22 protein-coding genes are annotated in these 23,583 nt (G+C 62.9%); 14 read left to right on the top strand and 8 right to left on the bottom strand.

The window, feature by feature from the left end; translation table 11 throughout:
- Positions 1–36 precede the first annotated feature (36 nt).
- The gene (ygfZ, locus tag AC0ZZU_RS20890) at positions 37–978 is read right to left on the bottom strand and encodes a CAF17-like 4Fe-4S cluster assembly/insertion protein YgfZ (RefSeq protein WP_476343191.1); all 942 of its coding nucleotides are present in this window, start codon (positions 976–978) and stop codon (positions 37–39) included.
- Positions 979–1,111: 133 nt separating this feature from the next.
- On the opposite strand from ygfZ, the gene AC0ZZU_RS20885 reads away from it, so the two are divergent.
- A complete protein-coding gene (locus AC0ZZU_RS20885; protein ID WP_158459726.1) occupies positions 1,112–1,366 on the top strand; it encodes an FAD assembly factor SdhE in 255 nt (84 codons plus the stop codon).
- Positions 1,350–1,802 carry a protein YgfX gene (locus AC0ZZU_RS20880; protein ID WP_476343190.1) on the top strand — a complete coding sequence of 151 codons (453 nt, stop codon included), beginning with the start codon at positions 1,350–1,352 and terminating at the stop codon, positions 1,800–1,802. Before AC0ZZU_RS20885 ends, AC0ZZU_RS20880 begins: the two co-directional genes overlap by 17 nt.
- On the opposite strand, the gene nadB is transcribed toward AC0ZZU_RS20880, so the two are convergent.
- On the bottom strand, positions 1,771–3,387 hold the full coding sequence (nadB, locus tag AC0ZZU_RS20875; protein ID WP_476343189.1) for an L-aspartate oxidase: 1,617 nt from the start codon (positions 3,385–3,387) through the stop codon (positions 1,771–1,773). The genes AC0ZZU_RS20880 and nadB overlap by 32 nt on opposite strands.
- A 431-nt stretch (positions 3,388–3,818) precedes the next feature.
- On the opposite strand from nadB, the gene rpoE reads away from it, so the two are divergent.
- From rpoE to pdxJ, 10 genes are all read left to right on the top strand, one after another.
- Complete coding sequence (gene rpoE / locus AC0ZZU_RS20870; protein ID WP_003252049.1) at positions 3,819–4,400, top strand: RNA polymerase sigma factor RpoE/AlgU; 582 nt, start codon at positions 3,819–3,821, stop codon at positions 4,398–4,400.
- A gap of 31 nt (positions 4,401–4,431) precedes the next feature.
- A complete protein-coding gene (locus AC0ZZU_RS20865) occupies positions 4,432–5,019 on the top strand; it encodes a sigma-E factor negative regulatory protein (RefSeq protein WP_476343188.1) in 588 nt (195 codons plus the stop codon).
- 12 nt (positions 5,020–5,031) lie between these two features.
- Positions 5,032–5,997 (top strand): MucB/RseB C-terminal domain-containing protein, encoded by a 966-nt coding sequence (locus AC0ZZU_RS20860; protein WP_476343187.1) that lies wholly within the window; start codon positions 5,032–5,034, stop codon positions 5,995–5,997.
- Between the two features lie 222 nt (positions 5,998–6,219).
- Positions 6,220–7,599, top strand: coding sequence for a DegQ family serine endoprotease (locus AC0ZZU_RS20855; protein ID WP_476343285.1), 1,380 nt, complete (start codon positions 6,220–6,222; stop codon positions 7,597–7,599).
- Between the two features lie 236 nt (positions 7,600–7,835).
- A complete protein-coding gene (lepA, locus tag AC0ZZU_RS20850; protein WP_476343186.1) occupies positions 7,836–9,635 on the top strand; it encodes a translation elongation factor 4 in 1,800 nt (599 codons plus the stop codon).
- 5 nt (positions 9,636–9,640) lie between these two features.
- A complete protein-coding gene (gene lepB / locus AC0ZZU_RS20845) occupies positions 9,641–10,495 on the top strand; it encodes a signal peptidase I (protein ID WP_476343185.1) in 855 nt (284 codons plus the stop codon).
- A gap of 214 nt (positions 10,496–10,709) precedes the next feature.
- The gene (rnc, locus tag AC0ZZU_RS20840) at positions 10,710–11,399 is read left to right on the top strand and encodes a ribonuclease III (protein ID WP_476343184.1); all 690 of its coding nucleotides are present in this window, start codon (positions 10,710–10,712) and stop codon (positions 11,397–11,399) included.
- Positions 11,392–12,294 (top strand): GTPase Era, encoded by a 903-nt coding sequence (era, locus tag AC0ZZU_RS20835; protein WP_476343183.1) that lies wholly within the window; start codon positions 11,392–11,394, stop codon positions 12,292–12,294. Before rnc ends, era begins: the two co-directional genes overlap by 8 nt.
- Before the next feature lie 54 nt (positions 12,295–12,348).
- Positions 12,349–13,032, top strand: coding sequence for a DNA repair protein RecO (gene recO / locus AC0ZZU_RS20830; RefSeq protein ID WP_476343182.1), 684 nt, complete (start codon positions 12,349–12,351; stop codon positions 13,030–13,032).
- A 9-nt stretch (positions 13,033–13,041) separates the two neighbouring features.
- Positions 13,042–13,821, top strand: a complete 780-nt coding sequence (gene pdxJ / locus AC0ZZU_RS20825; RefSeq protein ID WP_476343181.1) for a pyridoxine 5'-phosphate synthase — start codon at positions 13,042–13,044, stop codon at positions 13,819–13,821.
- A 23-nt stretch (positions 13,822–13,844) separates the two neighbouring features.
- On the opposite strand, the gene cmoB is transcribed toward pdxJ, so the two are convergent.
- From cmoB to AC0ZZU_RS20795, 6 genes are all read right to left on the bottom strand, one after another.
- Entirely contained in the window at positions 13,845–14,801 is a 957-nt protein-coding gene (gene cmoB, locus AC0ZZU_RS20820) for a tRNA 5-methoxyuridine(34)/uridine 5-oxyacetic acid(34) synthase CmoB (RefSeq protein ID WP_476343180.1), read from the bottom strand.
- Positions 14,798–15,541, bottom strand: a complete 744-nt coding sequence (gene cmoA, locus AC0ZZU_RS20815; protein ID WP_476343179.1) for a carboxy-S-adenosyl-L-methionine synthase CmoA — start codon at positions 15,539–15,541, stop codon at positions 14,798–14,800. The genes cmoB and cmoA overlap by 4 nt, the downstream gene beginning before the upstream one ends.
- An 88-nt stretch (positions 15,542–15,629) precedes the next feature.
- Positions 15,630–16,022, bottom strand: coding sequence for a protease inhibitor I42 family protein (locus AC0ZZU_RS20810; RefSeq protein ID WP_476343178.1), 393 nt, complete (start codon positions 16,020–16,022; stop codon positions 15,630–15,632).
- An 84-nt stretch (positions 16,023–16,106) separates the two neighbouring features.
- Positions 16,107–18,527 carry an endopeptidase La gene (gene lon / locus AC0ZZU_RS20805; protein WP_476343177.1) on the bottom strand — a complete coding sequence of 807 codons (2,421 nt, stop codon included), beginning with the start codon at positions 18,525–18,527 and terminating at the stop codon, positions 16,107–16,109.
- 142 nt (positions 18,528–18,669) lie between these two features.
- Positions 18,670–21,078 carry a glucose/quinate/shikimate family membrane-bound PQQ-dependent dehydrogenase gene (locus AC0ZZU_RS20800; protein WP_476343176.1) on the bottom strand — a complete coding sequence of 803 codons (2,409 nt, stop codon included), beginning with the start codon at positions 21,076–21,078 and terminating at the stop codon, positions 18,670–18,672.
- A gap of 31 nt (positions 21,079–21,109) precedes the next feature.
- Positions 21,110–22,453 (bottom strand): carbohydrate porin, encoded by a 1,344-nt coding sequence (locus AC0ZZU_RS20795; protein WP_476343175.1) that lies wholly within the window; start codon positions 22,451–22,453, stop codon positions 21,110–21,112.
- A gap of 252 nt (positions 22,454–22,705) precedes the next feature.
- On the opposite strand from AC0ZZU_RS20795, the gene AC0ZZU_RS20790 reads away from it, so the two are divergent.
- Both AC0ZZU_RS20790 and AC0ZZU_RS20785 read left to right on the top strand, forming a co-directional pair.
- A complete protein-coding gene (locus tag AC0ZZU_RS20790; protein WP_476343174.1) occupies positions 22,706–22,927 on the top strand; it encodes a VF530 family protein in 222 nt (73 codons plus the stop codon).
- Positions 22,928–23,578: a Pr6Pr family membrane protein gene (locus tag AC0ZZU_RS20785; protein WP_476343173.1), complete on the top strand. Its 651-nt coding sequence runs from the start codon at positions 22,928–22,930 to the stop codon at positions 23,576–23,578.
- Positions 23,579–23,583 lie beyond the last annotated feature (5 nt).

The raw sequence follows: 23,583 nt of genomic DNA, 5'->3' as shown, positions 1-23,583 counted from the left end.
TATTGACGGCTCCGCCGGGCGGGCGGAGCGGGCGGGTCAACGCTGGATTTCCCGGTCGCGGTCCAGTTCGTAAGGCAGGGACAGCAGTTCAAGACGGGGCCCTTCCGGGCTGCCCAGGTGCAGGTTGTCGTCCGCGACCGCATCGGCGGTCAGCACCGCGAGCAGCTCGCAGCCTTGCCCTGCCTGGGCGGCAATGACCACTTCGCCCACCGAGGAGCCATGGGTCGGCGAGAAGATCTCGCTGCCCGCCACGGGCACTTCGGCCCCAGCCAGTGCCAGACGATACTGGCGCCGCTTGAGCTTGCCAAGGTACTGCATGCGCGCGACGATTTCCTGGCCGGTGTAGCAACCTTTCTTGAAGCTGACGCCGCCGACGGCCTGCAGGTTGATCATCTGCGGGATGAACAGTTCGCGGGTCGGGCCGGTAACCTGGCCGATACCGGCGCGGACCTGGCCGAGCAGCCATGCATCGAGCGTGCCTTCAGGCAGCAGCGAGGCAAGGGTCGAGCGCAGGGTGTCAGCCTTTTCGATGGTTGCCCAAAGCTCAACACGTCCTTCGGACGCGCGTACGGCGATCAGCCCTTCATTGCGTTGGGTTGCCCCCGCTTCGGCAGGCACTTCCAGGCCCAGTGCCTGGAGGGCGGCATCGCCGTGCTGGAGCCCGAAACGGCACCAGGCCTGGCTCTCGTCGGCCAGCGTGGCCTTGGAGAAAACCGCATATTTCTTCAAGTCCGCCAGTTGCGCCTCGAGCAGCTCGCTGGCCATTGCCAGCAGGTAGCCATTGCCCTCGGGCAGGATGCGGAAGCTTGACTGCATGCGGCCCTTGACCATGCAGCGGGCGCCAAGGCTGGCGTGCTCAGGGCTGAGGTAGCTGATATTGCAGGTCAGTTGACCCTGCAGGAACTTGCCGGCGTCGGAGCCGCGAACGGCGAGAATGCCCTCGTGGGACAGGGGGCAGAAGAAAGCGGTATCGGCCATGGGTCATCGCAGGTGGTAAAGACTGGGGCCCATCATAGAACGGTGGTAACAAAATAGGTAGGTGACTAGACGATCGCCCGATGCCGGGGGCAGTGCGCCGCTGTATACTTGCCGGCCATTCGAGGAGGGTCCCATGGTCGAACAAACTGAAATCAACCGGCTTTTCTGGCACAGCCGCCGCGGCATGCTGGAGCTGGACGTCCTGCTGGTGCCGTTCACGCAAGAGGTCTACTCGACCCTGAGCGAGAAGGACCGCGAGCTCTACGTCCGCCTGTTGAGCTGCGAAGACCAGGACATGTTCGGCTGGTTCATGGAGCGCTCCGAGTCCGAAGACCCCGAGCTGCAGCGCATGGTCCGCATCATCCTGGACCGTGTCCAGCCCAAATGAGCTTTTCGAATGCCGCTGGCAGGGCTCGCGCCATCTGCTGACGGCCTATCTGGCCTGCCAGGCCCTCGCATGCCTGGCGCTGCTGGTGAGCGCGGCGCCTGATTGGCTGCGTGTGAGCCTGTTGCTCGGCTGTCTCGCCCATTCCGCCTGGGCGATACCTCGCCGTATCCTGCTGACCCATCCCCACGCCATTACCGGCCTGCGCCGCGATCCGCGCGGCTGGCAGCTGTTCAGCCATGCCCGTGGCTGGCAGCCAGCGCGTCTTTGCCGTGACAGTCTGGCGTTGCCAAGGATGGTGGTGTTGCGATTCGTGGGCCAGGGGCGGCGGTTGAGCCAGACGCAGTGCATCGCGCCGGACGCGCTGGCGCCGGATCAGCACCGGCGCCTGCGTCTGCGGCTGAAGTTCAGTCGGCGTAGGTGGGCGGCTGCAGGATAGTGTCCTGGGCCACGGGGAGCATGCCTGGATAGTCGAGGGTGTAATGCAGTCCACGGCTCTCCTTGCGCTGCATGGCCGAGCGGATCATCAGCTCGGCCACCTGGGCCAGGTTGCGCAGCTCGATCAGGTCGCGGCTGACCTTGTAGTTGCTGTAGAACTCGTCGATCTCGTCCAGCAGCAGGCGCACACGGTGCTGGGCGCGTTGCAGGCGCTTGCTGGTACGCACGATGCCGACGTAGTCCCACATGAAACGCCGCAGTTCGTCCCAGTTATGGGCGATGATCACATCCTCGTCGGAATCGGTGACCTGGCTTGCATCCCAGCAGGGCAGGGCGACCGGCATGGGTACCTGCTCAAGGTGTGCCTCGATGTCGGCGGCGGCGGCGCGTCCATAGACAAAGCATTCGAGGAGCGAGTTGCTGGCCATGCGGTTGGCGCCGTGCAGCCCGGTAAAGCTGGTTTCGCCAATGGCGTAGAGACCCGGCACGTCGGTATGGCCACGATCATCGACCATCACCCCGCCACAGGTGTAGTGCGCTGCGGGGACCACCGGGATCGGCTGGCGGGTGATATCGATGCCGAAGGTCAGGCAGCGTTCGTACACGGTGGGGAAGTGGCTCTTGATGAAGTCGGCCGGTTTGTGGCTGATGTCCAGATACACGCAATCCACGCCCAGACGTTTCATCTCATGGTCGATGGCGCGGGCCACGATGTCGCGTGGGGCAAGCTCTTCGCGCGGGTCGAAGCGAGGCATGAAGCGTTCGCCGTTCGGCAGGCGCAGCAGGGCTCCCTCGCCGCGCAGGGCTTCGGTCACCAGGAAGCTCTTGGCCTGAGGATGATACAGGCAGGTGGGGTGGAACTGGTTGAACTCAAGGTTTGCCACTCGGCAACCGGCGCGCCAGGCCATGGCGATGCCATCGCCACAGGCGCCGTCGGGATTGCTGGTGTAGAGGTAGACCTTGGCCGCCCCGCCCGTGGCCAGCACCGTGAAGCGCGCGCCGAAGGTGTCGACCTCGCCGGTGGCGCGGTTGAGCACGTAGGCGCCCAGGCAGCGATCGCCTTTCTGGCCGAGCCGGCGCTCGGTGATCAGGTCCACGGCCACCCGTTGCTCGAGCAACTGAATGTTGCTGCGCTTGCGCGCCTGCGCCAGCAGGGTGGTGAAGATGGCTGCGCCCGTGGCATCGGCGGCATGGATGATGCGCCGGTGGCTGTGGCCGCCTTCACGGGTCAGGTGGAACTCGAACGCGCCGTCGTCGGCGCTGTGCTGTTCGTCGCGGGTAAAGGGCACGCCCTGGTCGATCAGCCACTGGATGGCCTCGCGGCTGTGCTCCACGGTGAAGCGCACAGCATCTTCGTTGCACAGGCCGCCGCCGGCATTGAGCGTGTCCTCGACATGGGATTGCACCGTATCGGTGTCGTCGAGAACGGCGGCTACGCCGCCCTGGGCCCAGAACGTCGAGCCATTGGAGAGGTCGCCCTTGCTCAGCACTGCGATGCGCAGGTGACGGGGAAGATTCAGTGCCAGGCTAAGGCCTGCGGCCCCGCTGCCGATAACCAGGACATCGTGTTGGAATTGTTGGGTCATGTCGGGACACTAGTAATCTGGAGGAGGTGAGCGGCACAATAGTCATGCGCAGATGGCATTGTGAAACTACTGTGAATCGTGACCGGCTGTCTTTATAACAGTCCCCGGGACCTGATTTCCAATGGCGCTTGCTGTGCATGGCAATCTTTGTGGAACTTTCCCGGAAGCGGGGGAATCCATAGAAGGCTGCCCGTACGCCACAAATGCCGCGGCGACGCGGGCGGCAGCTCTTTCTGAGCTGTCACCTGCGTATTCGAGACCAGATTATCGACGCAGCCGGCGATGTCCGCGCTGCGTTTTTCGTGCGAGCCGATCATGGGGCGCAGGAAACTTGCTTGGAGGGGAGAACTTTTGCTCAAAGCCCGAGTCTATGTTTGCAAGCCTGAACGATGGCTGTTGCAACGCTCCTTCGAGTTCACTGAGGAGTGTTCATGCTAACCCAGGAAGAGGATCAGCAGCTTGTCGAGCGCGTTCAGCGCGGTGACAGGCGAGCGTTCGATCTGTTGGTGCTGAAGTATCAGCACAAGATTCTCGGGTTGATCGTGCGATTCGTCCACGACACCCATGAGGCCCAGGATGTGGCACAGGAAGCCTTCATCAAGGCCTACCGTGCGCTAGGAAATTTCCGCGGTGACAGCGCGTTCTATACGTGGCTCTACCGCATTGCCATCAACACGGCAAAAAACTATCTGGTGTCCCGCGGTCGGCGGCCACCGGACAGCGATGTAAGTTCCGAGGATGCGGAATTTTACGACGGCGATCATGGCCTCAAGGATCTCGAGTCCCCAGAGCGCTCGTTGTTGCGGGATGAAATCGAAGGCACCGTCCATCGAACCATCCAGCAACTGCCTGAAGATCTGCGCACGGCCTTAACTTTGCGTGAATTTGATGGTCTGAGTTATGAGGACATTGCAAGCGTCATGCAATGTCCGGTGGGTACCGTGCGCTCTCGAATCTTCCGCGCTCGGGAGGCCATAGATAAAGCCCTGCAGCCTCTGTTGCAGGAAACCTGAGACAGCGGCGACAGCCAAGAGAGGAACCGCCATGAGTCGTGAAGCTTTGCAGGAATCGCTGTCCGCGGTAATGGATAACGAAGCGGACGAACTGGAACTGCGTCGGGTTTTGAACGCCGATGATTCCGAGACACGTGCCACCTGGTCGCGTTACCAGGTAGCCCGTGCAGCGATGCACAAGGAGCTGTTGCTGCCCAAGCTGGACATCGCTTCGGCGGTCTCGGCAGCCCTCGCCAACGAGGCCGTTCCGGCCAAGGTCAAGAGCGGTCCATGGCGTAGCCTGGGTCGTCTGGCGGTAGCCGCTTCGGTGACTGTTGCCGTGCTGGCGGGTGTGCGTATGTACAACCAGGATGAAATCACCGGTGTCGAGCTTGCCGCTCAGCAGCCGGTCCAGCAGAACCTCAGCGTTCCGCAAGTCCAAGGTCCAGCGGTACTGGCGGGCTATACCGAAGGCAGCGAGCAGACCACGGGTCCTATGGCCAATGGTGTGTTGCAGAATCAGGCCGGTTGGGATCAGCGTCTGCCGGGCTACCTGCGCCAGCATGCTCAAGAGTCCGCGCTCAAGGGTTCTGAAAGTGCGCTGCCTTACGCACGTGCTGCCAGCCTCGAAAACCGCTAAGTAAGGAGGATCATGCGCGCGCTACCTCTCATGCCGCTGCTGTTAGGCAGCTGCTTGGCGGTGCCGGCACTTGCAGCCAACTCGTCGCCCGAGGCGACGCAGTGGCTGAACAGGCTGGTCCAGGCTGAGCAAGCGCAGAGTTACCAGGGTTCTTTCGTCTACGAGCGTAACGGCAGCTTCTCAACCCACGATATATGGCATCGCGTCCAGGATGGCAAAGTCAGCGAGCGGCTGTTGCAGCTCGATGGCATTGCCCAGGAGGTCGTGCGCGTGGATGGCAAGCTTCGTTGCGTCAGTGGTCCTCTGGTCAGCGAGGTAGGCCCTGCACCTGATCCCGCGCCGCGCGTGCTTGATCCCCTCAAGCTGATGAGCTGGTATGACTTGAGCGTCACGGGCAAGTCGCGGGTCGCTGACCGCGATGCCGTGATCGTCACGCTCAGTCCGCGCGACCAGCATCGCTACGGGTTCGAACTGCACCTTGACAAGCGTACCGGCCTGCCATTGCGTTCGTTGATGCTCAACGACAAGGGGCAGCTGCTCGAGCGCTTCCAGATGACTCGCCTCGATACCCACGACCTGCCAAGCGATGCCGACCTTCGGGCCAGCGCCGCCTGCAAGCCGGTTGAACCGGTGTCCGTGCGCTCCACCGAATCGGTGGCGGGCTGGCGTTCCGACTGGTTACCCCCGGGCTTTGAGCTGATCAACAGCTCCGTGCGCCGGGATCCTGCGCGCAAGAGCACGGTGAGCAGCCTGATGTATGACGATGGTCTGGCACGCTTCTCGGTGTTCCTGGAACCTGTAGAAGACAATGCCGGGGCTGACACCCGTGCCCAGCTGGGCCCGACGGTTGCGGTATCACGCCACCTCAACACGCCCAAGGGCAAGGTCATGATTACCGTGGTCGGCGAGATTCCTCTTGGCACTGCCGAGCGCATCGCGTTGTCCATGCGCGCCCAGGATGCTCAAGCCCGTCAGTGACGGCCAGTTCTCCCTCGATTCGGTGCGGAGATGGCCCGGCTGAAATGAAATTAAAGCATTGTCATTTGCAAAATCCCTGGAAATTTTCTATAGGTCAGGCCTCACAGGTTCTGGCCTTTCATGCGTTTGCAGGGCCTTACTGCCAATTACGCTCGTTGTGACGGGAGCCGTATGTCAATACCACGCTTGAAATCCTATCTATCGTTGTGCGCCGCCGTGCTGATGCTCGGGCAGGTTGTCACCGCCCAGGCGCAGGAAGCCCTTCCGGACTTCACCACCCTGGTCGAGCAGGCCTCGCCTGCCGTGGTGAACATCAGTACCAAGCAGAAATTGCCCGATCGCCGCATGACCGGGCAGATGCCCGACCTCGAAGGCTTGCCGCCGATGTTCCGCGAATTCTTCGAGCGCAACATGCCGCAGCAGCCGCGCTCGCCCCGCGGCGACCGCCAGCGTGAGGCGCAGTCCCTGGGCTCGGGCTTCATCATCTCCAGCGATGGCTATGTGCTGACCAACAACCATGTGGTTGCCGACGCCGACGAGATCATCGTCCGTCTGTCCGATCGCAGCGAACTGCAGGCCAAGCTGGTCGGTACCGACCCGCGTACCGACGTGGCGCTGCTCAAGGTCGAGGGCAAGGACCTGCCTATCGTCAAGCTGGGCGACTCCGAGAAGCTCAAGGTCGGCGAATGGGTGCTGGCGATCGGCTCACCGTTCGGCTTCGACCATTCGGTGACCAAAGGCATTGTCAGTGCCAAGGGCCGTACATTGCCCAACGACACCTATGTGCCATTCATCCAGACCGACGTGGCTATCAACCCAGGCAACTCCGGTGGTCCGCTGTTCAACATGAACGGCGAGGTGGTAGGGATCAACTCGCAGATCTTCACGCGTTCCGGTGGCTTCATGGGTCTGTCCTTCGCGATTCCGATCGATGTCGCACTGGATGTCTCCAACCAGTTGAAGAAAGACGGCAAGGTCAGCCGCGGCTGGCTTGGTGTGGTAATCCAGGAGGTCAACAAAGACCTGGCCGAGTCCTTCGGCCTCGAAAAACCGGCCGGTGCCCTGGTGGCCCAGGTGCTGGAGGAAGGCCCTGCAGCCAAGGGTGGCCTGCAAGTGGGTGACGTGATCCTGAGCATGAACGGTCAGCCGATCGTCATGTCGGCCGATCTGCCACACCTGGTAGGCAGCCTCAAGGATGGCGACAAGGCCAAGCTCGATATCATCCGCAACGGCAAGCGCCAGAACCTGGATATCACCATCGGTGCACTGCCCGAGGAAGACCAGGAGATCGGCGTGGGTACCGATGGCGGTGCCGAGCGCAGCAGCAACCGTCTGGGCGTTTCGGTCTCCGACCTGACCGCCGAGCAGAAGAAGAGCCTGGAGTTGAAGGGCGGCGTGGTCATCAAGGAAGTCCAGGACGGTCCGGCGGCGCTGATCGGCCTGCGTCCAGGTGATGTCATCAGCCATCTGAACAACCAGGCGATTGCCTCGGCCAAGCAGTTCACCGAGATCGCCAAGGAGCTGCCGAAGAATCGTTCGGTGTCCATGCGCGTGCTGCGTCAGGGACGTGCAAGCTTCATTACCTTCAAGCTCGCTGAGTAAGCGACAGGCAAGGTAGGAAAAGGGCAGCGTAAGCTGCCCTTTTTTCATGCAAAACCGGCCTTTGACCTGCCACGTCGGCGATCTGCAGTGATCGGCCGTTACCGTAGTGAAAAGTGCGGTCCGTGAAACCAGCGGTGCAGCCGATCAGGAATTCCCCATAACCCTTCGGCTTAAGGTACAATTCCCGGCTATTTTTCGGCGGGCGTCCGGCTCGCAGCCTTTTCGAGTGTTGACCCGTGAGTGATTTGAGTCATATCCGCAATTTCTCCATCATCGCCCACATCGACCATGGCAAGTCGACGCTGGCCGACCGTTTCATCCAGATGTGCGGCGGTCTGTCGGCGCGCGAAATGGAAGCACAGGTCCTCGATTCCATGGACCTGGAGCGCGAGCGCGGTATCACCATCAAGGCCCACAGCGTCACGCTGCATTACAAGGCCCAGGACGGCAAGACCTACCAGCTGAACTTCATCGACACCCCAGGCCACGTCGACTTCACCTACGAAGTCAGCCGTTCCCTGGCTGCCTGTGAAGGCGCGTTGCTGGTGGTCGATGCCGGCCAGGGCGTCGAGGCCCAGTCGGTCGCCAACTGCTACACCGCCATCGAGCAGGGCCTCGAGGTCATGCCGGTGCTGAACAAGATGGACCTGCCCCAGGCCGATCCGGACCGCGTCAAGGACGAGATCGAAAAGATCATCGGCATCGATGCCACCGACGCCGTGGCCTGCAGTGCCAAGAGCGGCATGGGCGTGGACGAGGTGCTCGAGCGCCTGGTGCACACCATTCCCGCCCCAACGGGTGATATCGAGGCGCCGCTTCAGGCGCTGATCATCGACTCCTGGTTCGACAACTACCTGGGCGTGGTCTCGCTGGTGCGTGTGCGCCATGGCCGCGTCAAGAAGGGCGACAAGATCCTCGTCAAGTCCACCGGCAAGGTGCACCTGGTCGACAGCGTGGGCGTGTTCACCCCCAAGCACACCCAGACCGTCGACCTCAAGGCAGGCGAAGTCGGCTTCATCATCGCCAGCATCAAGGATATTCATGGTGCTCCCGTCGGTGACACCCTGACCCTGAGCTCGACCCCCGAGGTCGAGGTGCTGTCCGGCTTCAAGAAGATCCAGCCGCAGGTGTACGCAGGCCTGTTCCCGGTCAGCTCCGAGGATTTCGAAGATTTCCGCGACGCCCTGCAGAAGCTGACGCTCAACGACTCGTCGCTGCAGTACATGCCTGAAAGCTCCGACGCCCTGGGCTTCGGTTTCCGCTGTGGTTTCCTAGGCATGCTGCACATGGAGATCATCCAGGAGCGCCTGGAGCGCGAATACGACCTGGACCTGATCACCACCGCGCCGAGCGTGATCTTCGAGGTCAAGCTCAAGACCGGCGAAACCGTCTACGTCGACAACCCGTCGAGGCTGCCGGATGTCTCGGCGGTGGAGGACTTCCGCGAGCCGATCGTCTCGGCCAACATCCTCGTGCCTCAGGAGCACCTGGGCAACGTCATTACCCTGTGCATCGAGAAGCGTGGCGTCCAGCGCGACATGCAGTTCCTCGGCTCGCAGGTGCAGGTACGCTACGACCTGCCGATGAACGAGGTGGTGCTGGACTTCTTCGACCGCCTCAAGTCCACCAGCCGCGGCTACGCGTCGCTGGACTATCATTTCGACCGTTATCAGTCGGCCAACCTGGTCAAGCTCGATGTACTGATCAACGGCGACAAGGTCGATGCCCTGGCGCTGATCGTGCATCGTGACAACGCGCACTACAAAGGCCGTGCGTTGACCGAGAAGATGAAGGAGCTGATTCCTCGGCAGATGTTCGACGTGGCCATCCAGGCCGCCATCGGCGGACAGATCGTTGCGCGGACCACTGTCAAGGCACTCAGAAAGAACGTACTGGCTAAATGCTACGGTGGCGATGTGAGCCGTAAGCGCAAGCTGCTGGAGAAGCAGAAGGCCGGTAAGAAACGCATGAAGCAGGTTGGTAATGTGGAGATCCCGCAGGAAGCCTTCCTCGCCGTGCTCAGGTTGGATAGTTAGGTCCTATGTCGCTAAATTTCCCGCTGTTGCTAGTTATCGCCGTCGCTGTCTGTGGCTTGTTGGCACTGATCGATCTGCTGTTCCTGGCTCCGCGCCGGCGCACGGCAATCGCCAACTACCAGGGCAGCGTCACGCAGCCCGAAGGGGCCGTGGTCGAGCGCCTGAACAAGGAGCCGTTGCTCGTCGAGTACGGCAAGTCGTTCTTCCCGGTGCTGTTCATCGTGCTGGTGCTGCGTTCGTTCCTGGTCGAGCCGTTCCAGATCCCGTCGGGATCGATGAAACCGACCCTGGAAGTGGGCGATTTCATCCTGGTGAACAAGTTCTCGTACGGTATCCGCCTGCCGGTGATCGACAAGAAGATCATCGAGGTGGGTGACCCGCAGCGCGGGGATGTCATGGTGTTCCGCTATCCAAGCGATCCCAACGTCAACTACATCAAGCGGGTGGTCGGCCTGCCGGGCGACCGGATCAGCTACACCAACGACAAGCGTCTGCTGGTCAATGGCGAGTCGATTGCCGAGCAACTGCTGGGCGCCGAGCCGGGCACCCTGGGCAGCGCGCAGCTCTACAAGGAAAAACTCGGTGCCACCGAGCACCTGATCCGCAAGGAAATGAGCCGTTACCGCATGCCGCCGGACCAGCAATGGACCGTGCCGGCAGGCCATTACTTCATGATGGGTGACAACCGCGACAACTCCAATGACAGCCGCTTCTGGGATGATCCGAACATTCCCAAGGAGCTGCATGGCATGGTCCCGGACCGCAATATCGTCGGCAAGGCGTTTGCGGTATGGATGAGCTGGCCGGAGCCCAAGCTCAGCCATTTCCCGAACCTCTCGCGGGTCGGTCTGATCCAGTGATACCCAGCGGCGCCGTCTGCCAGACGGCGCCGAATGCATTTCTGACATAGGCTGTGTATTCAGGGGGTGCGAGTGATCGCGCCCCTTTTCCGCCCATGCAGCACAGCCAAACCGTCTTTCAGGATTTTGTTTTGAATACAGCGTTGATTTCGATGGCAGCTCCTTCCGGGGCGCCGTGCCGACTGGCCAAGCGTGACAAGCGGGTGGGGGCACTGTGAGCGATTCCCTGAGCCGCCTCGAGCGCAAGCTCGGCTACACCTTCAAGAACCAGGACATGATGCTGCTGGCCTTGACCCACCGCAGCTACGCCAGCCGCAACAACGAGCGCCTGGAATTCCTGGGCGATGCGATCCTCAACTTCGTGGTCGGCGAGGCGCTGTTCGAGCGCTTTCCGCAGGCCCGCGAAGGCCAGCTGTCTCGCCTGCGTGCCCGCCTGGTCAAGGGCGAGACGCTGGCCGTGCTGGCCCGCGGCTTCGACCTGGGCGAGTACCTGCGCCTGGGCTCCGGCGAGCTGAAGAGCGGGGGGTTCCGTCGTGAGTCGATTCTGGCCGACGCCCTTGAAGCGCTGATCGGTGCCATCTACCAGGACGCCGACATGCAGACTGCGCGCGAGCGCATTCTCGACTGGCTGGCCGGCGAGTTCCAGAGCCTGACCCTGGTCGACACCAACAAAGACCCCAAGACCCGCTTGCAGGAGTTCCTGCAGTCGCGCGCCTGTGAGCTGCCGCGTTACGACGTGGTGGACATCCAGGGCGAACCCCATTGCCGGACCTTCTTCGTCGAGTGCGAAGTGACCCTGCTGAACAAGAAAAGCCGCGGCCAAGGCGTTAGCCGGCGTATCGCCGAGCAAGTCGCCGCTGCTGCTGCATTGATCGCCCTGGGCGTGGAGAATGGCAATGACTGAGAATAATCCGACCCGCTGCGGCTATGTCGCCATCGTTGGCCGTCCGAACGTGGGCAAGTCGACCCTGCTCAACCATATCCTTGGCCAGAAGCTCGCGATCACCTCTCGCAAGCCGCAGACCACGCGTCACAACATGCTCGGCATCAAGACCGAGGGCGATGTCCAGGCGATCTACGTTGACACCCCTGGCATGCACAAGGGCAACGAAAAGGCCCTGAACCGCTACATGAACCGCACCGCATCGGCCGCCCTCAAGGACGTCGACGTGGTTATCTTCGTGGTCGACCGTACCCGCTGGACCGACGAGGACCAACTGGTGCTCGAGCGCGTGCAGTACGTGCAGGGCCCGGTGATCCTGGCGGTCAACAAGACCGACCGTGTCGAGGAAAAGGCCGAGCTGATCCCGCACCTCAAGTGGCTGCAAGAGCAATTGCCGAACGCCGAGATCGTGCCGGTCTCCGCCCAGCAGGGGCACAACCTTGAAGCACTCGAAGGCCTGATCGCCAAGCACCTGCCGGAAAATGATCATTTCTTCCCCGAAGACCAGATCACCGACCGCAGCAGTCGCTTCCTGGCGGCCGAACTGGTTCGCGAGAAGATCATGCGCCAGCTCGGCGCCGAGCTTCCGTACCAGATCACCGTCGAGATCGAAGAGTTCAAGCAGCAAGGTGCAGTGCTGCACATCCATGCCCTGATCCTGGTCGAGCGGGATGGCCAGAAGAAGATCATCATTGGCGACAAGGGCGAGCGCATCAAGCGCATCGGCTCCGAGGCGCGCAAGGACATGGAGCTGCTGTTCGACGCCAAGGTGATGCTCAACCTCTGGGTCAAGGTCAAGGGCGGCTGGTCCGATGACGAGCGCGCCCTGCGTTCGCTGGGCTACGGCGACCTGTAACCCCCCTCGGCGGCCCGCCCTTGCGCGGGCCGCTTCTGTCTCCAGGCGATCCCCATGGAACAACCCGTCGGCCAGCCTGCTTACGTGCTGCACAGCCGCGCCTACCGCGAGACCAGTGCCTTGGTGGACTTCTTCACGCCGCAAGGCCGTGTGCGCGCCGTGTTGCGCCGCGCGCGGGGCAAGGGCGGCAGCCTGGTGCGGCCGTTCATGCCGCTGGAAGTCGAACTGCGAGGGCGCGGTGAGCTGAAGAACGTCGGGCGCCTGGACACGGTCGGCATTGCCGCATGGCTCGTGGGTGATGCGCTGTTCAGCGGGCTGTACCTCAATGAGCTGTTGATGCGCCTGTTGCAGGCAGAAGACCCGCATCCGGCGCTGTTCGAACACTACGCGCTGACCTTGCAGGCCCTGGCGGCCGGCCGCCCCCTCGAACCGCTGCTGCGGGCCTTCGAATGGCGATTGCTGGAAAACCTGGGCTATGCCTTCGCGCTGGATCATGACGTCAACGGTGAAACGGTAGTCGCCGACGGCCTGTACCGCCTGCGGGTCGATGCCGGGCTTGAGCGGGTCAACCTGGGTCAGCCAGGACTGTTCAACGGCGCGGAGCTGTTGGCGCTCGCCGAGGCGGACTGGGAAGCGCCGGGTGCGCTGGGCGCGGCCAAGCGCCTGATGCGCCAGGCGCTGGCCGTGCACCTGGGTGGCAAGCCGCTGGTCAGCCGGGAACTGTTTCGCAAGCGCTGAGCACGACGTATGCTGTGGGGCTCAATCTTCAGGAGTGCCCCTTCCGTGACTCACAGCAACCGCATGCTTCTCGGCGTCAACATCGACCACGTGGCGACCCTGCGCCAGGCTCGGGGCACGCGCTATCCCGATCCGGTCAAGGCTGCCCTCGATGCCGAGGAAGCGGGTGCCGACGGCATTACCGTGCACCTGCGTGAAGACCGCCGCCACATCCAGGAGCGCGATGTGCTGCTGCTCAAGGACGTGCTGCAGACCCGCATGAACTTCGAAATGGGCGTCACCGAAGAAATGATCGCCTTCGCCGAGCACATTCGCCCGGCGCATATCTGTCTGGTGCCCGAGACCCGTCAGGAGCTGACCACCGAAGGTGGGCTGGACGTGGCAGGCCAGGAGGCACGGATCAAGGCGGCAGTCGAGCGGCTGTTGCGCACGGGCGCCGAGGTGTCGCTGTTCATCGACGCCGATGAACGCCAGATCGAAGCCTCGCGGCGCGTGGGTGCGCCGGCCATCGAACTGCACACTGGCCGTTATGCCGATGCACACACCCCGGCCGAAGTGGCCGAGGAGCTCAAGCGTATCGTCGACGGCGTCGCCTTTGGCGTAGGGCAGGGGTTGATCGTCAATGCCGGGCACGGGTTGCATTATCACAACGTCGATGCGATCGCGGCGATCAAGGGGATCAACGAACTGAACATCGGGCATGCGTTGGTTGCGCATGCGCTGTTCGTTGGTTTCAAGGCCGCCGTGGCGGAGATGAAGGCATTGATCCTGGCGGCCAGCACTCGCTGACACAGCAGGTCCAAGGCCGGCGGTTACTTCCGTGCGACGATCGTCGCACGGCGCGGCGCCGGCAATCCCTCGATGGTGCGGCTGTGGTCCGCAGGATCGAGAAAATCTCCCAGCGACTGGTAGCGCATCCACTCCGTACTGCGCTGCTCCTCCACAGTCGTCACACTGACATCCACGCACCGCACATCGCTGAACCCGGCACGCCGTACCCAGCGCTCCAGCGCCGGAACCGAAGGCAGGAACCAGACGTTGCGCATCTGCGCGTAGCGATCCTCGGGCACCAGCACCTGGTGCTCGTCACCTTCGACCACCAGCGTCTCCAGCACCAGCTCGCCACCCTTGACCAGGCAGTCCTTGAGCGCCAGCAGATGCTCGATCGGCGAACGCCGATGATAGAACACGCCCATGGAAAACACGGTGTCGAAGCCTTCGAGGCTGGCTGGCAGCTCTTCCAGCGCAAAGGGCAGGTGCCAGGCCGGCAGCTCAGGCAGGTAGCGCTGCACTGCCTGGAACTGGCAGAAGAACAGCCAGTTCGGGTCGACGCCCACCACCATGTCCGCACCGGCGCCCAGCATGCGCCACTGGTAGTAGCCATTGCCGCAGCCAACGTCGAGGACGCGCTTGCCTGCGAGGTCCAGGTGAGGGGCCACCCGTGACCATTTCCAGTCCGAATGCCATTCGGTGTCGACGTGTACGCCGAACAGGTCGAATGGTCCCTTGCGCCACGGCGAGAGGCCCATCAGGGCATTGCGCATCTGCACGCGGGTGGCGTCATCGCAAGCGCAGTCAAGGCTCAGGCCATGGACCAGGTCGATCTCGGTGGGCTGCAAAGCGGGCAATGCGTCGAGCGCGCTTTGCCAGCGCTCGAGGTCGCCATGGCCTTTTTCCAGCTTGGCATCGAGTTGGGCTTGCAAGCCTTGCGACCAGGCAGCCAGGGGGGTGCCCGCCAGACGGCGGACCAGGGAAGACAGATCGATCATGGCAGGGCTATCAGAGAGGCGAAGTTAAGGCATTGGAACCACGGCACAACCTTGGAAAAACCGGCGGCGTGCAGGCGTTGGCGATGGGTTTCGAGCGTATCGGGTTTCATCACGTTCTCGATGGCGCTGCGCTTCTGGGCAATTTCCAGTTCGCTGTAGCCGTTGGCGCGCTTGAAGCCCAGGTGCAGCTCGGTGAGCAGCGCCTGTTGCGTTTCATCGTCGAAGCACAGTTTCTCGGAGAGGATCAGTGCGCCGCCCGGCAACAAGGCCTGGTGGATGCGGGCAAGCAATCCCTCACGCTCTTCGGGGGCGATGAACTGCAAGGTGAAATTCATCGCCACGACCGAGGCAGGTTCGAAGGGCAGGGCAAGGATGTCGGCCTCGACCACCTGCACCGGCAGCAGCTCCTGGAACATCGAGTCCTGCGCGGTGAGGTATTGGCGGCAGCGCTCGACCATGGCGGCGGAGTTGTCCACGGCAATGACGTGACAGCCATCGCTGCGCACATGGCGGCGCAGCGATTGGGTGACCGCGCCCAGGGAGCTTCCCAGGTCGTACAGCGCGGTGTTCGGCTGGGCGAACCGCGCAGCCAGCACGCCGAGGTTCTCGACGATGGTCGGGTAGCCCGGCACCGAGCGCTTGATCATGTCCGGGAACACCCGGACCACGTCCTCGTTGAAGGCGAAGTCGGGCACCTGGTCCAAGGGCTGGGCGAATAGGCGGTCGGGCTCTTTGCTCACGGGTATTCCAGAAGACGGCGATGGAAAAGGGCGGCATTTTAGCCAAACCGCGCCGTCGCTGCATGATCCGCTGACCAGCGCGGGCTGTTTATTTCACGCTGATGGCGCAATCGAAGGTCTGCACGGGCAGTACTTCCGGCGCCCAAGGCTGCTGGTACACCAGGATCAGGTGGCTCTCGCCAGCCTGTTGCGCCTGGAAACGCCAGGTGGATTGCCCGGCGCTGCCAACGATACCGGCATCCTCTGGATGGCTGTAGACCTCCGGGCCCAGGCTGCGCAGGGTGCTCGACGCCGGGTTCTGCAGCAGCCAGCGATAGCCCGTGCTGGGGTTACTAGGCAGGGTCAGCGTCAGCGTCTGGCCGGTGCGCAGGCTTGTGGGGCAGTCGGACTGGCCGTCCAGGTCGATATTGTGCGCGGGTTGCTGGGCGCAGGCGGTCAGCAGGGCAAGGCTCAAGGGAACGAGCAGACGGGCAGCGGTCATGTTGGCTCCGGAAGTCACGAAGGAGTGGAGCATAACCGATGGTCCCCTGTCGCGGGCAAGCCCGCGATGGGACCGCACCCTCTTTCAGAACAACACTTTCGCCACATCACTGAACCGCTTGGCGAAATGCACCGTCAGCCCTTCCTTCAGGTAATCCGGCAACTCTTCGAAGTCACCCCGGTTCGCCTCCGGCAAAATCAGCTCGAAGATCTTCTGCCGCTTGGCCGCGATCACCTTCTCCCGCACCCCACCGATCGGCAGCACCTGGCCGGTCAGGGTCAGCTCGCCGGTCATGGCCACGCCTTTCTTCGGCACCTGGTCCCGGGCCAGCGACAGCAGTGCACTGGCCATGGTCACGCCGGCACTCGGTCCATCCTTGGGCGTCGCGCCTTCAGGCACATGCAGGTGAATGAAGGCTTCGTTGAAGAACCCGGGGTCTCCTCCATACTGCTGGAGGTTGGCGCTGACATAGCTGTAGGCGATTTCGGCGGATTCCTTCATCACGTCCCCCAGCTTGCCGGTGAGCTTGAGGCCGCGGGTCAGGTTGTGGATTCGAGTCGCTTCGATCGGTAGCGTCGCGCCGCCCATGCTGGTCCAGGCAAGCCCGGTAATGATGCCCTTGCCCGCCAGCACCTGTTCGCTGCGGAACACCGGGATGCCCAGCGCGGATTCCAGGTCCTTGGGGGCGATCTTCAACTGTGCCTGCGGATCCTCGAGGAGCTTGATCACAGCCTTGCGGATCAGTTTGCCCAGCTGCTTCTCCAGCTGGCGCACGCCGGCCTCGCGGGCATAGCCTTCGATTACCAGGCGAAGTGCGCTGTCGGTGATGCTCAGGCTGGTCTTGGACACCCCGGCTTTTTTCAGTTGTTTGGGCCACAGGTGACGCTTTGCGATCGCCAGCTTCTCTTCGGTGATATAGCCCGACAGGCGTATCACTTCCATACGGTCGAGCAGCGGCCCCGGGATGGAGTCCAGCGTGTTCGCCGTGCAGACGAACAGCACCTTGGACAGGTCCAGTCGCAGGTCGAGGTAGTGATCGAGGAAGTCGACATTCTGCTCGGGGTCGAGGGTTTCGAGCAGCGCCGAGGCCGGATCGCCCTGGTAGCTCTGGCCCATCTTGTCGATCTCGTCGAGCATGATCACCGGGTTCATCACCTCGACGTCCTTGAGCGCCTGCACCAGCTTGCCTGGCTGGGCGCCGATGTAGGTCCGGCGGTGACCCTTGATTTCAGCCTCGTCGCGCATGCCGCCGACGCTGAAGCGGTAGAACGGGCGGCCCAGGGACTCGGCGATTGATTTTCCGACACTGGTCTTGCCGACACCAGGCGGGCCGACCAGCAGGACGATCGAGCCACTGATCTCGCCCTTCCAGGCACCGACAGCGAGAAACTCCAGGATCCGTTCCTTGATATCGACGAGCCCGGCGTGGTGCTGGTCGAGCACCTTGCGCGCGTGCTTCAGATTGAGCTTGTCCTCGCCATACACGCCCCAGGGCAGGGCGCAGGCCCATTCCAGGTAGTTGCGCGTGACGGCATATTCTGGCGAGCCGGTCTCCAGAATCGCCAGTTTGCCCATCTCTTCCTGAATGCGTTTCTGCGCGGCAGCCGGCAGAGTCTTGCCTTGCAGGCGTTGCTCGAACTGCTCGAGATCGGCGCTGCGGTCATCCTTGGTCAGCCCCAGCTCCTGCTGGATCACCTTGAGCTGTTCCTTGAGGAAAAACTCGCGCTGGTGCTCGCCGATCTGGCGGTTTACCTCGGCCGAGATCTCGTTTTGCAGGCGCGCGACCTCGACCTCCTTGCGCAGCATCGGCAGGACTTTTTCCATGCGCTTGAGCATGGGCACACAATCGAGCACCTCTTGCAGCTGGTTGCCAGTGGCCGAGGTCAACGCGGCGGCAAAGTCGGTAAGCGGGGAGGGATCATTGGGGCTGAAGCGGTTGAGATAGTTTTTCAGCTCTTCGCTGTACAGCGGATTGAGAGGCAGCAGCTCCTTGATCGCGTTGATCAGGGCCATGCCGTAGGCCTTGACCTCGTCGGTGGGGGCAGGGGGCTGGCGTGGGTATTCGACCTCCACAAGATAGGGCGGCCGGTGGTGTTTGAGCCAGGTGCGGATGCGCACGCGGGTCAGGCCCTGGGCGACGAACTGCAGCTTGCCGTTCTCGCGGCTGGCGTGGTGCACCTTGACCAGCGTGCCGTACAGCGGCAGGGCGGAGGTGTCGAAATGTCGATGGTCTTCGGGCGGCGTGTCCATGAAGAACAGGGCCAAGGCCTGTTGCGGGTCCTTGGCCACCAGGTCGAGAGTCTCGGCCCATGGTTCTTCGTTGACCATTACCGGCAGCACCTGCGCGGGGAAGAACGGCCGGTTATGGATCGGAATCACATAGACCTTGTCCGGCAGTTGCTGGCCCGGCAAGGCCAGGTGATGACCGGGCACGTCCTGGGCTTCGAGGTGTTCGACTTCCGGGTGTTGGTCGGGATAATCCGCAGGATCCTGCTGGTCGCTCATGGGGCACCTAGGCAAATGACTATGGTGCTTAGATGGGGCAACAGCGAGCAGGTTTCAATGGCGATGCCCGCCACGCGCTTTTGTAGGAGCGGGAGCAGTCACCGTGCGCTGGCACCGACGTGAACGGTGCCAGCGGGTGGCCTTATTCCGCCAGTTTGTAGGCGATGATGTAGTCGCCCATCCGGGTACCCAGCGAGCCGTGGCCGCCAGCAGTGACCAGCACGTACTGCTTGCCATCCTTGCCGGTGTAGGTCATCGGCGTGGCCTGGCCGCCAGCGGGCAGGCGCGACTTCCACAGCTCCTTGCCGTTGTTGGTGTCGTAGGCACGCAGGTACTGGTCGAGGGTGCCGCTCAGGAAGCCCACGCCACCTGCGGTGACAATCGAACCGCCCATGCTCGGCACGCCCACTGGCAGGCCGATCGGCACCGGAGTGCTGTCGCGGGTGGTGCCGTTCTTGTGCTTCCACACCACTTTGTTGGTGAACAGATCGATCGCTGCGACGTAACCCCAGGCCGGAGCCTGGCATGGCACGCCCAGCGGCGACATGAACGGGTGCATGGTCACGGCATACGGGGCGCCGGCGTTCGGCTGCACGCCGCTGGTCTCGCTTTCACGCTTGCTGCCCGCGGCAACCTGCTCACGTGGCACCATCTTCGAGACGAAGGCCAGGTAGTTGGGCGAGGTGAACAGCAGTTGGCGGACCGGGTCGACCGAGACACTGCCCCAGTTGAACACACCCACGTTGCCCGGGTAGATCAGGCTGCCCTGCTCGGACGGTGGGGTGTACTGGCCTTCGTAGCGCAGCTCGCGGAACTGGATCCGACACAGCATCTGGTCGAACGGCGTGGCGCCCCACATGGCCTGTTCGGTCAGGTCCGGGCCAAGCAGGTTTAGGTCGGAACGCGCCTGGCTCGGGGCGGTGTGGTCGCCCTTTACCGCACCTTGCGGGGTCGGGATCTCGCGGATCGGCACGATCGGGGTACCGTCGCGACGGTCGAGCACATACAGGCTGCCCTGCTTGGTCGGGGCGATCAGCGCAGGCTTGATGCCATCTTCGGTCTTCAGGTGAACCAGGGTCGGCTGGCTCCCGACGTCCATGTCCCACAGGTCATGATGGGTGAACTGGTAGTTCCAGCGCACCTTGCCGGTGGCGAGGTCGAGTGCGACGATGCCGGCGCTGAACTTCTCGGCGCCAGGAGTACGGTCGGCGCCCCACTGGTCGGGGGTCTGGTTGCCCAGAGGCAGGTAGACCATCCCCAGGTCTTCATCGACGCTGGCCAGCGACCACATGTTGGCCGAGTTGCGGCTGTAGGTCTTGCCCGGGGCGAGCGGGGCGGTCTCGTCCGGATTGTTGCTGTCCCAGTTCCACACGAGGTGGCCGTCGTGCACGTCATAGGCGCGGATCACGCCGGACGGCTCGTCGATCGACTCGTTGTCGGTCACATGACCACCGATGATCACCAGGTCGCGGGTGATCGCTGCAGGCGAGGTGGAGTAGTAGCCGCCTGCGGTGAACGGGCCGATACCGGTAGTGAGGTCGATCACGCCCTGGTTGGCGAAGCCTTCGCATACCTTGCCGTTGTCGGCGTTGAGCACGATCAGGCGGGCATCGGCGGTCGGCAGGTACAGGCGGCGCGGACAGCTCTGGGCGACAGCCTGACCGGCCTGGGAGATCTTCGGCGCGGGACTGCCGTCACTGCTGACGTAGTTGTTCTCGTCATAGTACGAGACCCCACGGCAGGTCATGTGGGCAAAGCCCTTGAAGCCGACAGGGCTCTTGATCTGCGGGTCGAAGCGCCAGATTTCCTCGCCGGTGTCCGGGTTCAACGCCAGCACCTTGCTGTGGGCGGTGCAGGCATAGAGCATGCCGTTGACCTTGAGCGGAGTGTTCTGGTTGGTCAGCTCGATGGGGTCGTTGTCGGTTGGCATGTCGCCGGTGCGGATGCGCCAGGCCTCTTCAAGGCGATAGGCGTTCTGCGGAGTTATCTGTCGCAGCGGCGAATAACGGTCGCCGTGCTCGGTACGGCCATAGGCCTGCCACTCGCCATCGGGCATCGAGGGCGCGGCGCTGGCCATCTCGCTGCTGTCGCGGCCCAGTTCGCCCTGAATCTCGCCAGGGGAGGTGAACTGGCTGGCGATAGCGGTTGCGCCGGACATCACCACGCCGAGGCCCAGCAGGCCAAGGTTGGCGCGCTGTGACGGACCAATCAGCGAACGGGTAGCCCAGGGCAGCAGCAAGACCACGCCGATGGCAAACCACATTGCCAGGCGCGGCACCAGCTGCCACCAGTCCAGGCCCACTTCCCACAGTGCCCAGACGGTGCTTGCAATCAGCACCAGGCCGTACAGGCCCAGGCCGATGCGGCGCTGGGCCAGCAGGAGAACGCCGGACACGGCGAAGCCGATACCGGCGATCAGGTAGTAAAGCGAACCGCCAAGCTGGCTCAACTTGATGCCGCCGGCCAGCAACGCCAGCCCCATCAGCAACAGCAGCGCGCCGATCAGGCGCGGCAGCCAGCGGGTTCCAGTCTTGGCACCTTCAGTGCTCATCGTAGGGTCTCCGTAGGGTCTTGAATGTGGGTTAGAAAGTACTTTGGATCTTGAGCCCGCCGATCAGCGCATCATCGACCTGCGATACCCCGCCCGGATGGCGGATGTACTGCAGGTTCGGGCGCACGGTGAGCCAGTCGGCCAGATGGATCCCGTAGTACAGCTCTGCGCTGTACTCGGTGTCCTGGACTGGCAGGAAAGCGAGGTTGTCGTAGTCGGCAACGCCGGAGGCCTGGTTGGCCAGGCGGGCGTTCTTGCGGTAGCCAGGGTTGACGTGCACGCGGGCGAGGGCGAAACCGATGTCGTCCTTGACCCGGGCATCGAAGAGCCCCTTGTACACCACACCTGCCTGAACATAGTTGTCGATGGCATTGGTCTTCTTGTCGTGCAACGTGGCATTGGCGAACAGGCTCAGGCCGCGCGAATCGTCTGATGCCTGGGACGTCACCTGCTGCTGTACACCCAGCCAGAAACCGTGTTTGCTGGAACTGCTGCGGTACGCCTGGCCGCTGAGCGCAGCCGGTTGACCGTTGTTGTCCTTGTAAACATCTTGTGCCTTGGCATTACTGTAGTAGTACCCGGCGCGATATTCCCCCTTCAGACCAAAGACCCGCGGGCTCCACACCAGTTCGATCGGCATGAGCGCCCCTTGGGTCCCGCTGGTGCTGAGCTTGAAGCCATTGCCCGATTCCAGGTTCGAAGGGTTCTGCTCGTAGATGCCGATCTGGGCATAGAGATCGTCGTGCAGGTTATATCTGACACGCAGCGCCCACTGGCTGACCGGCCAGTTGTACCAGATGCCGCCAACCCAGTTGCCGACCTGCGAGCCGCAGAAGGCCAGGTTCTGGAAGTCGCACGGGAAGCTGTTGAAATCCTCACCCTCGCCGAAGCGACCGAATTTCACGTCCAGCGCACCGTCGAAGTATTTCTGCTTGACCCACAGCTGCGTCAGCCGCCAGGTCTGACCGCGGCCCCAGACTTCCTGGGCCGAGGTAAAGCCACCGACACGCGGGTCGTTGATGCGGTCGTTGCTGATGTTGGCGCCATGGCGCTCGGTGACGGTCAGCTGGAACTCGGCGTCATGCCAGCCGAGTATCTTCTCCAGGTCCAGATGACTGCCAAAGGTGAACTGGTCGCTGTAGCGCGCGGTGCGGTCATGGTCGTAGCCGCCATGCAGGTTGCTGCCCATCTCGCCGGTGTAGCCCAGGGTGAAGTCGTAGCCCTGCTCGAGCAATTCGCTGCGGGTGCCGCCCCAGTCACCGAGCATCCACGGCGAGTCGCTGGCGAACAGCTCGGCAGCCTGGGCGGTGGACAAGGACGTGCAGAGCGCGGCGCAGGCAAGCGCCGGGACGTGGAGATGGGATAATCGGTGCATGAGATAGCGCTATCTTCTGGTGATCGGAAAAACGGCAGCGCATTGAAGAACAACGCTCTTCAATGGAGATGTCGAGAAGGGGAGCTGGCTGAAATGGTTCAGCAGGCGGCGGCAGGATATCGTTGATAACCAAAGAAAAAAAGACAATTTGTCGCAGGGGATCGTTGCGAGATCGGTAACAATCCACTGGGTATGCAAATGGGCAGGCCGATCTGGTGTAACCTGCCGCTCTTTATCGCGGGAGTACCACCCATGAGCACCGGTCAACACAATGCGCTGCATGGCGTGACCCTGGAGCAGGTCCTTACTGCGCTGGTGGCCCACTACCAGTGGCAGGGCCTGGCCGAGCGCATCGATATCCGCTGTTTCAAGAGCGACCCCAGCATCAAGTCGAGCCTGACCTTCCTGCGCAAGACGCCGTGGGCCCGGGAAAAGGTCGAGCAGTTGTATGTGAAACTGCAGCGGTCTGGCTGAGTGCCTCGCCATCCCTGGCTGACCCTGGCCGCAGTGCTGGGCTGGGGCGGGCTTGCCGTGCAGCTGTACCTGGTGCTGCTGGTGCGCTGGCAGGAGCAGGCCAGCCTGGTCGGCGGGCTGGTCAACCTGTTCAGTTATTTCACGGTATTGAGCAACACGCTGGTCGCCACGGTGCTGAGCTACGCGGCGTTCGGGCACAAGGGGCGCGCACGGCAATGGTTTTTATCACCACCGGTCAGTTCGGCGATCGCAACCAGCATCGTCCTGGTGGCGCTGGCCTATAGCCTGCTGCTGCGTCATCTCTGGCATCCCGAGGGCTGGCAGCGGCTGGCGGACGAACTGCTGCACGATGTGATGCCGGTGCTGTTCGTCGTGTACTGGTGGCGCTGCGTCCCGAAGGGCAGCCTGCGCCTGTGGCATGTGCTGGCCTGGGCATTGTATCCGGCGGGGTATTTTACCTTTGCGCTCTGGCGTGGGCATGTGATCGGGGTTTACCCATATCCCTTCATCGACGTAGCCGAGCTCGGTTATGGGCAGGCCGTGCTCAATGCGTCCGGCGTGCTGGCTGGGTTCTGGGCCATCGGCCTGCTGTTGCTGGCTCTGGACCACTGGCAGGGCCGCCGGCAGGCACTGGCCCAGGCGCGGCCCTGAGGGTT

The organism is Pseudomonas sp. JE3303 (genome assembly GCF_056312565.1).
Note: the sequence above shows the minus strand (reverse complement) of the source record. Positions and strands in the feature narration are given on the sequence as shown.

Excerpts from the sequence above, each read along its gene's own strand:
- era (WP_476343183.1), top strand. The coding sequence starts at position 11,392 with ATGACTGAGAATAATCCGACCCGCTGCGGCTATGTCGCCATCGTTGGC.
- AC0ZZU_RS20795 (WP_476343175.1), bottom strand. The coding sequence starts at position 22,453 with ATGCACCGATTATCCCATCTCCACGTCCCGGCGCTTGCCTGCGCCGCG.
- rpoE (WP_003252049.1), top strand. The coding sequence starts at position 3,819 with ATGCTAACCCAGGAAGAGGATCAGCAGCTTGTCGAGCGCGTTCAGCGC.
- AC0ZZU_RS20860 (WP_476343187.1), top strand. The coding sequence starts at position 5,032 with ATGCGCGCGCTACCTCTCATGCCGCTGCTGTTAGGCAGCTGCTTGGCG.
- AC0ZZU_RS20790 (WP_476343174.1), top strand. The coding sequence starts at position 22,706 with ATGAGCACCGGTCAACACAATGCGCTGCATGGCGTGACCCTGGAGCAG.
- AC0ZZU_RS20810 (WP_476343178.1), bottom strand. The coding sequence starts at position 16,022 with ATGACCGCTGCCCGTCTGCTCGTTCCCTTGAGCCTTGCCCTGCTGACC.
- ygfZ (WP_476343191.1), bottom strand. The coding sequence starts at position 978 with ATGGCCGATACCGCTTTCTTCTGCCCCCTGTCCCACGAGGGCATTCTC.
- cmoB (WP_476343180.1), bottom strand. The coding sequence starts at position 14,801 with ATGATCGATCTGTCTTCCCTGGTCCGCCGTCTGGCGGGCACCCCCCTG.
- AC0ZZU_RS20855 (WP_476343285.1), top strand. The coding sequence starts at position 6,220 with ATGCTCGGGCAGGTTGTCACCGCCCAGGCGCAGGAAGCCCTTCCGGAC.
- lon (WP_476343177.1), bottom strand. The coding sequence starts at position 18,527 with ATGAGCGACCAGCAGGATCCTGCGGATTATCCCGACCAACACCCGGAA.
- recO (WP_476343182.1), top strand. The coding sequence starts at position 12,349 with ATGGAACAACCCGTCGGCCAGCCTGCTTACGTGCTGCACAGCCGCGCC.
- AC0ZZU_RS20885 (WP_158459726.1), top strand. The coding sequence starts at position 1,112 with ATGGTCGAACAAACTGAAATCAACCGGCTTTTCTGGCACAGCCGCCGC.
- pdxJ (WP_476343181.1), top strand. The coding sequence starts at position 13,042 with ATGCTGTGGGGCTCAATCTTCAGGAGTGCCCCTTCCGTGACTCACAGC.
- AC0ZZU_RS20800 (WP_476343176.1), bottom strand. The coding sequence starts at position 21,078 with ATGAGCACTGAAGGTGCCAAGACTGGAACCCGCTGGCTGCCGCGCCTG.
- AC0ZZU_RS20865 (WP_476343188.1), top strand. The coding sequence starts at position 4,432 with ATGAGTCGTGAAGCTTTGCAGGAATCGCTGTCCGCGGTAATGGATAAC.
- lepB (WP_476343185.1), top strand. The coding sequence starts at position 9,641 with ATGTCGCTAAATTTCCCGCTGTTGCTAGTTATCGCCGTCGCTGTCTGT.
- nadB (WP_476343189.1), bottom strand. The coding sequence starts at position 3,387 with ATGACCCAACAATTCCAACACGATGTCCTGGTTATCGGCAGCGGGGCC.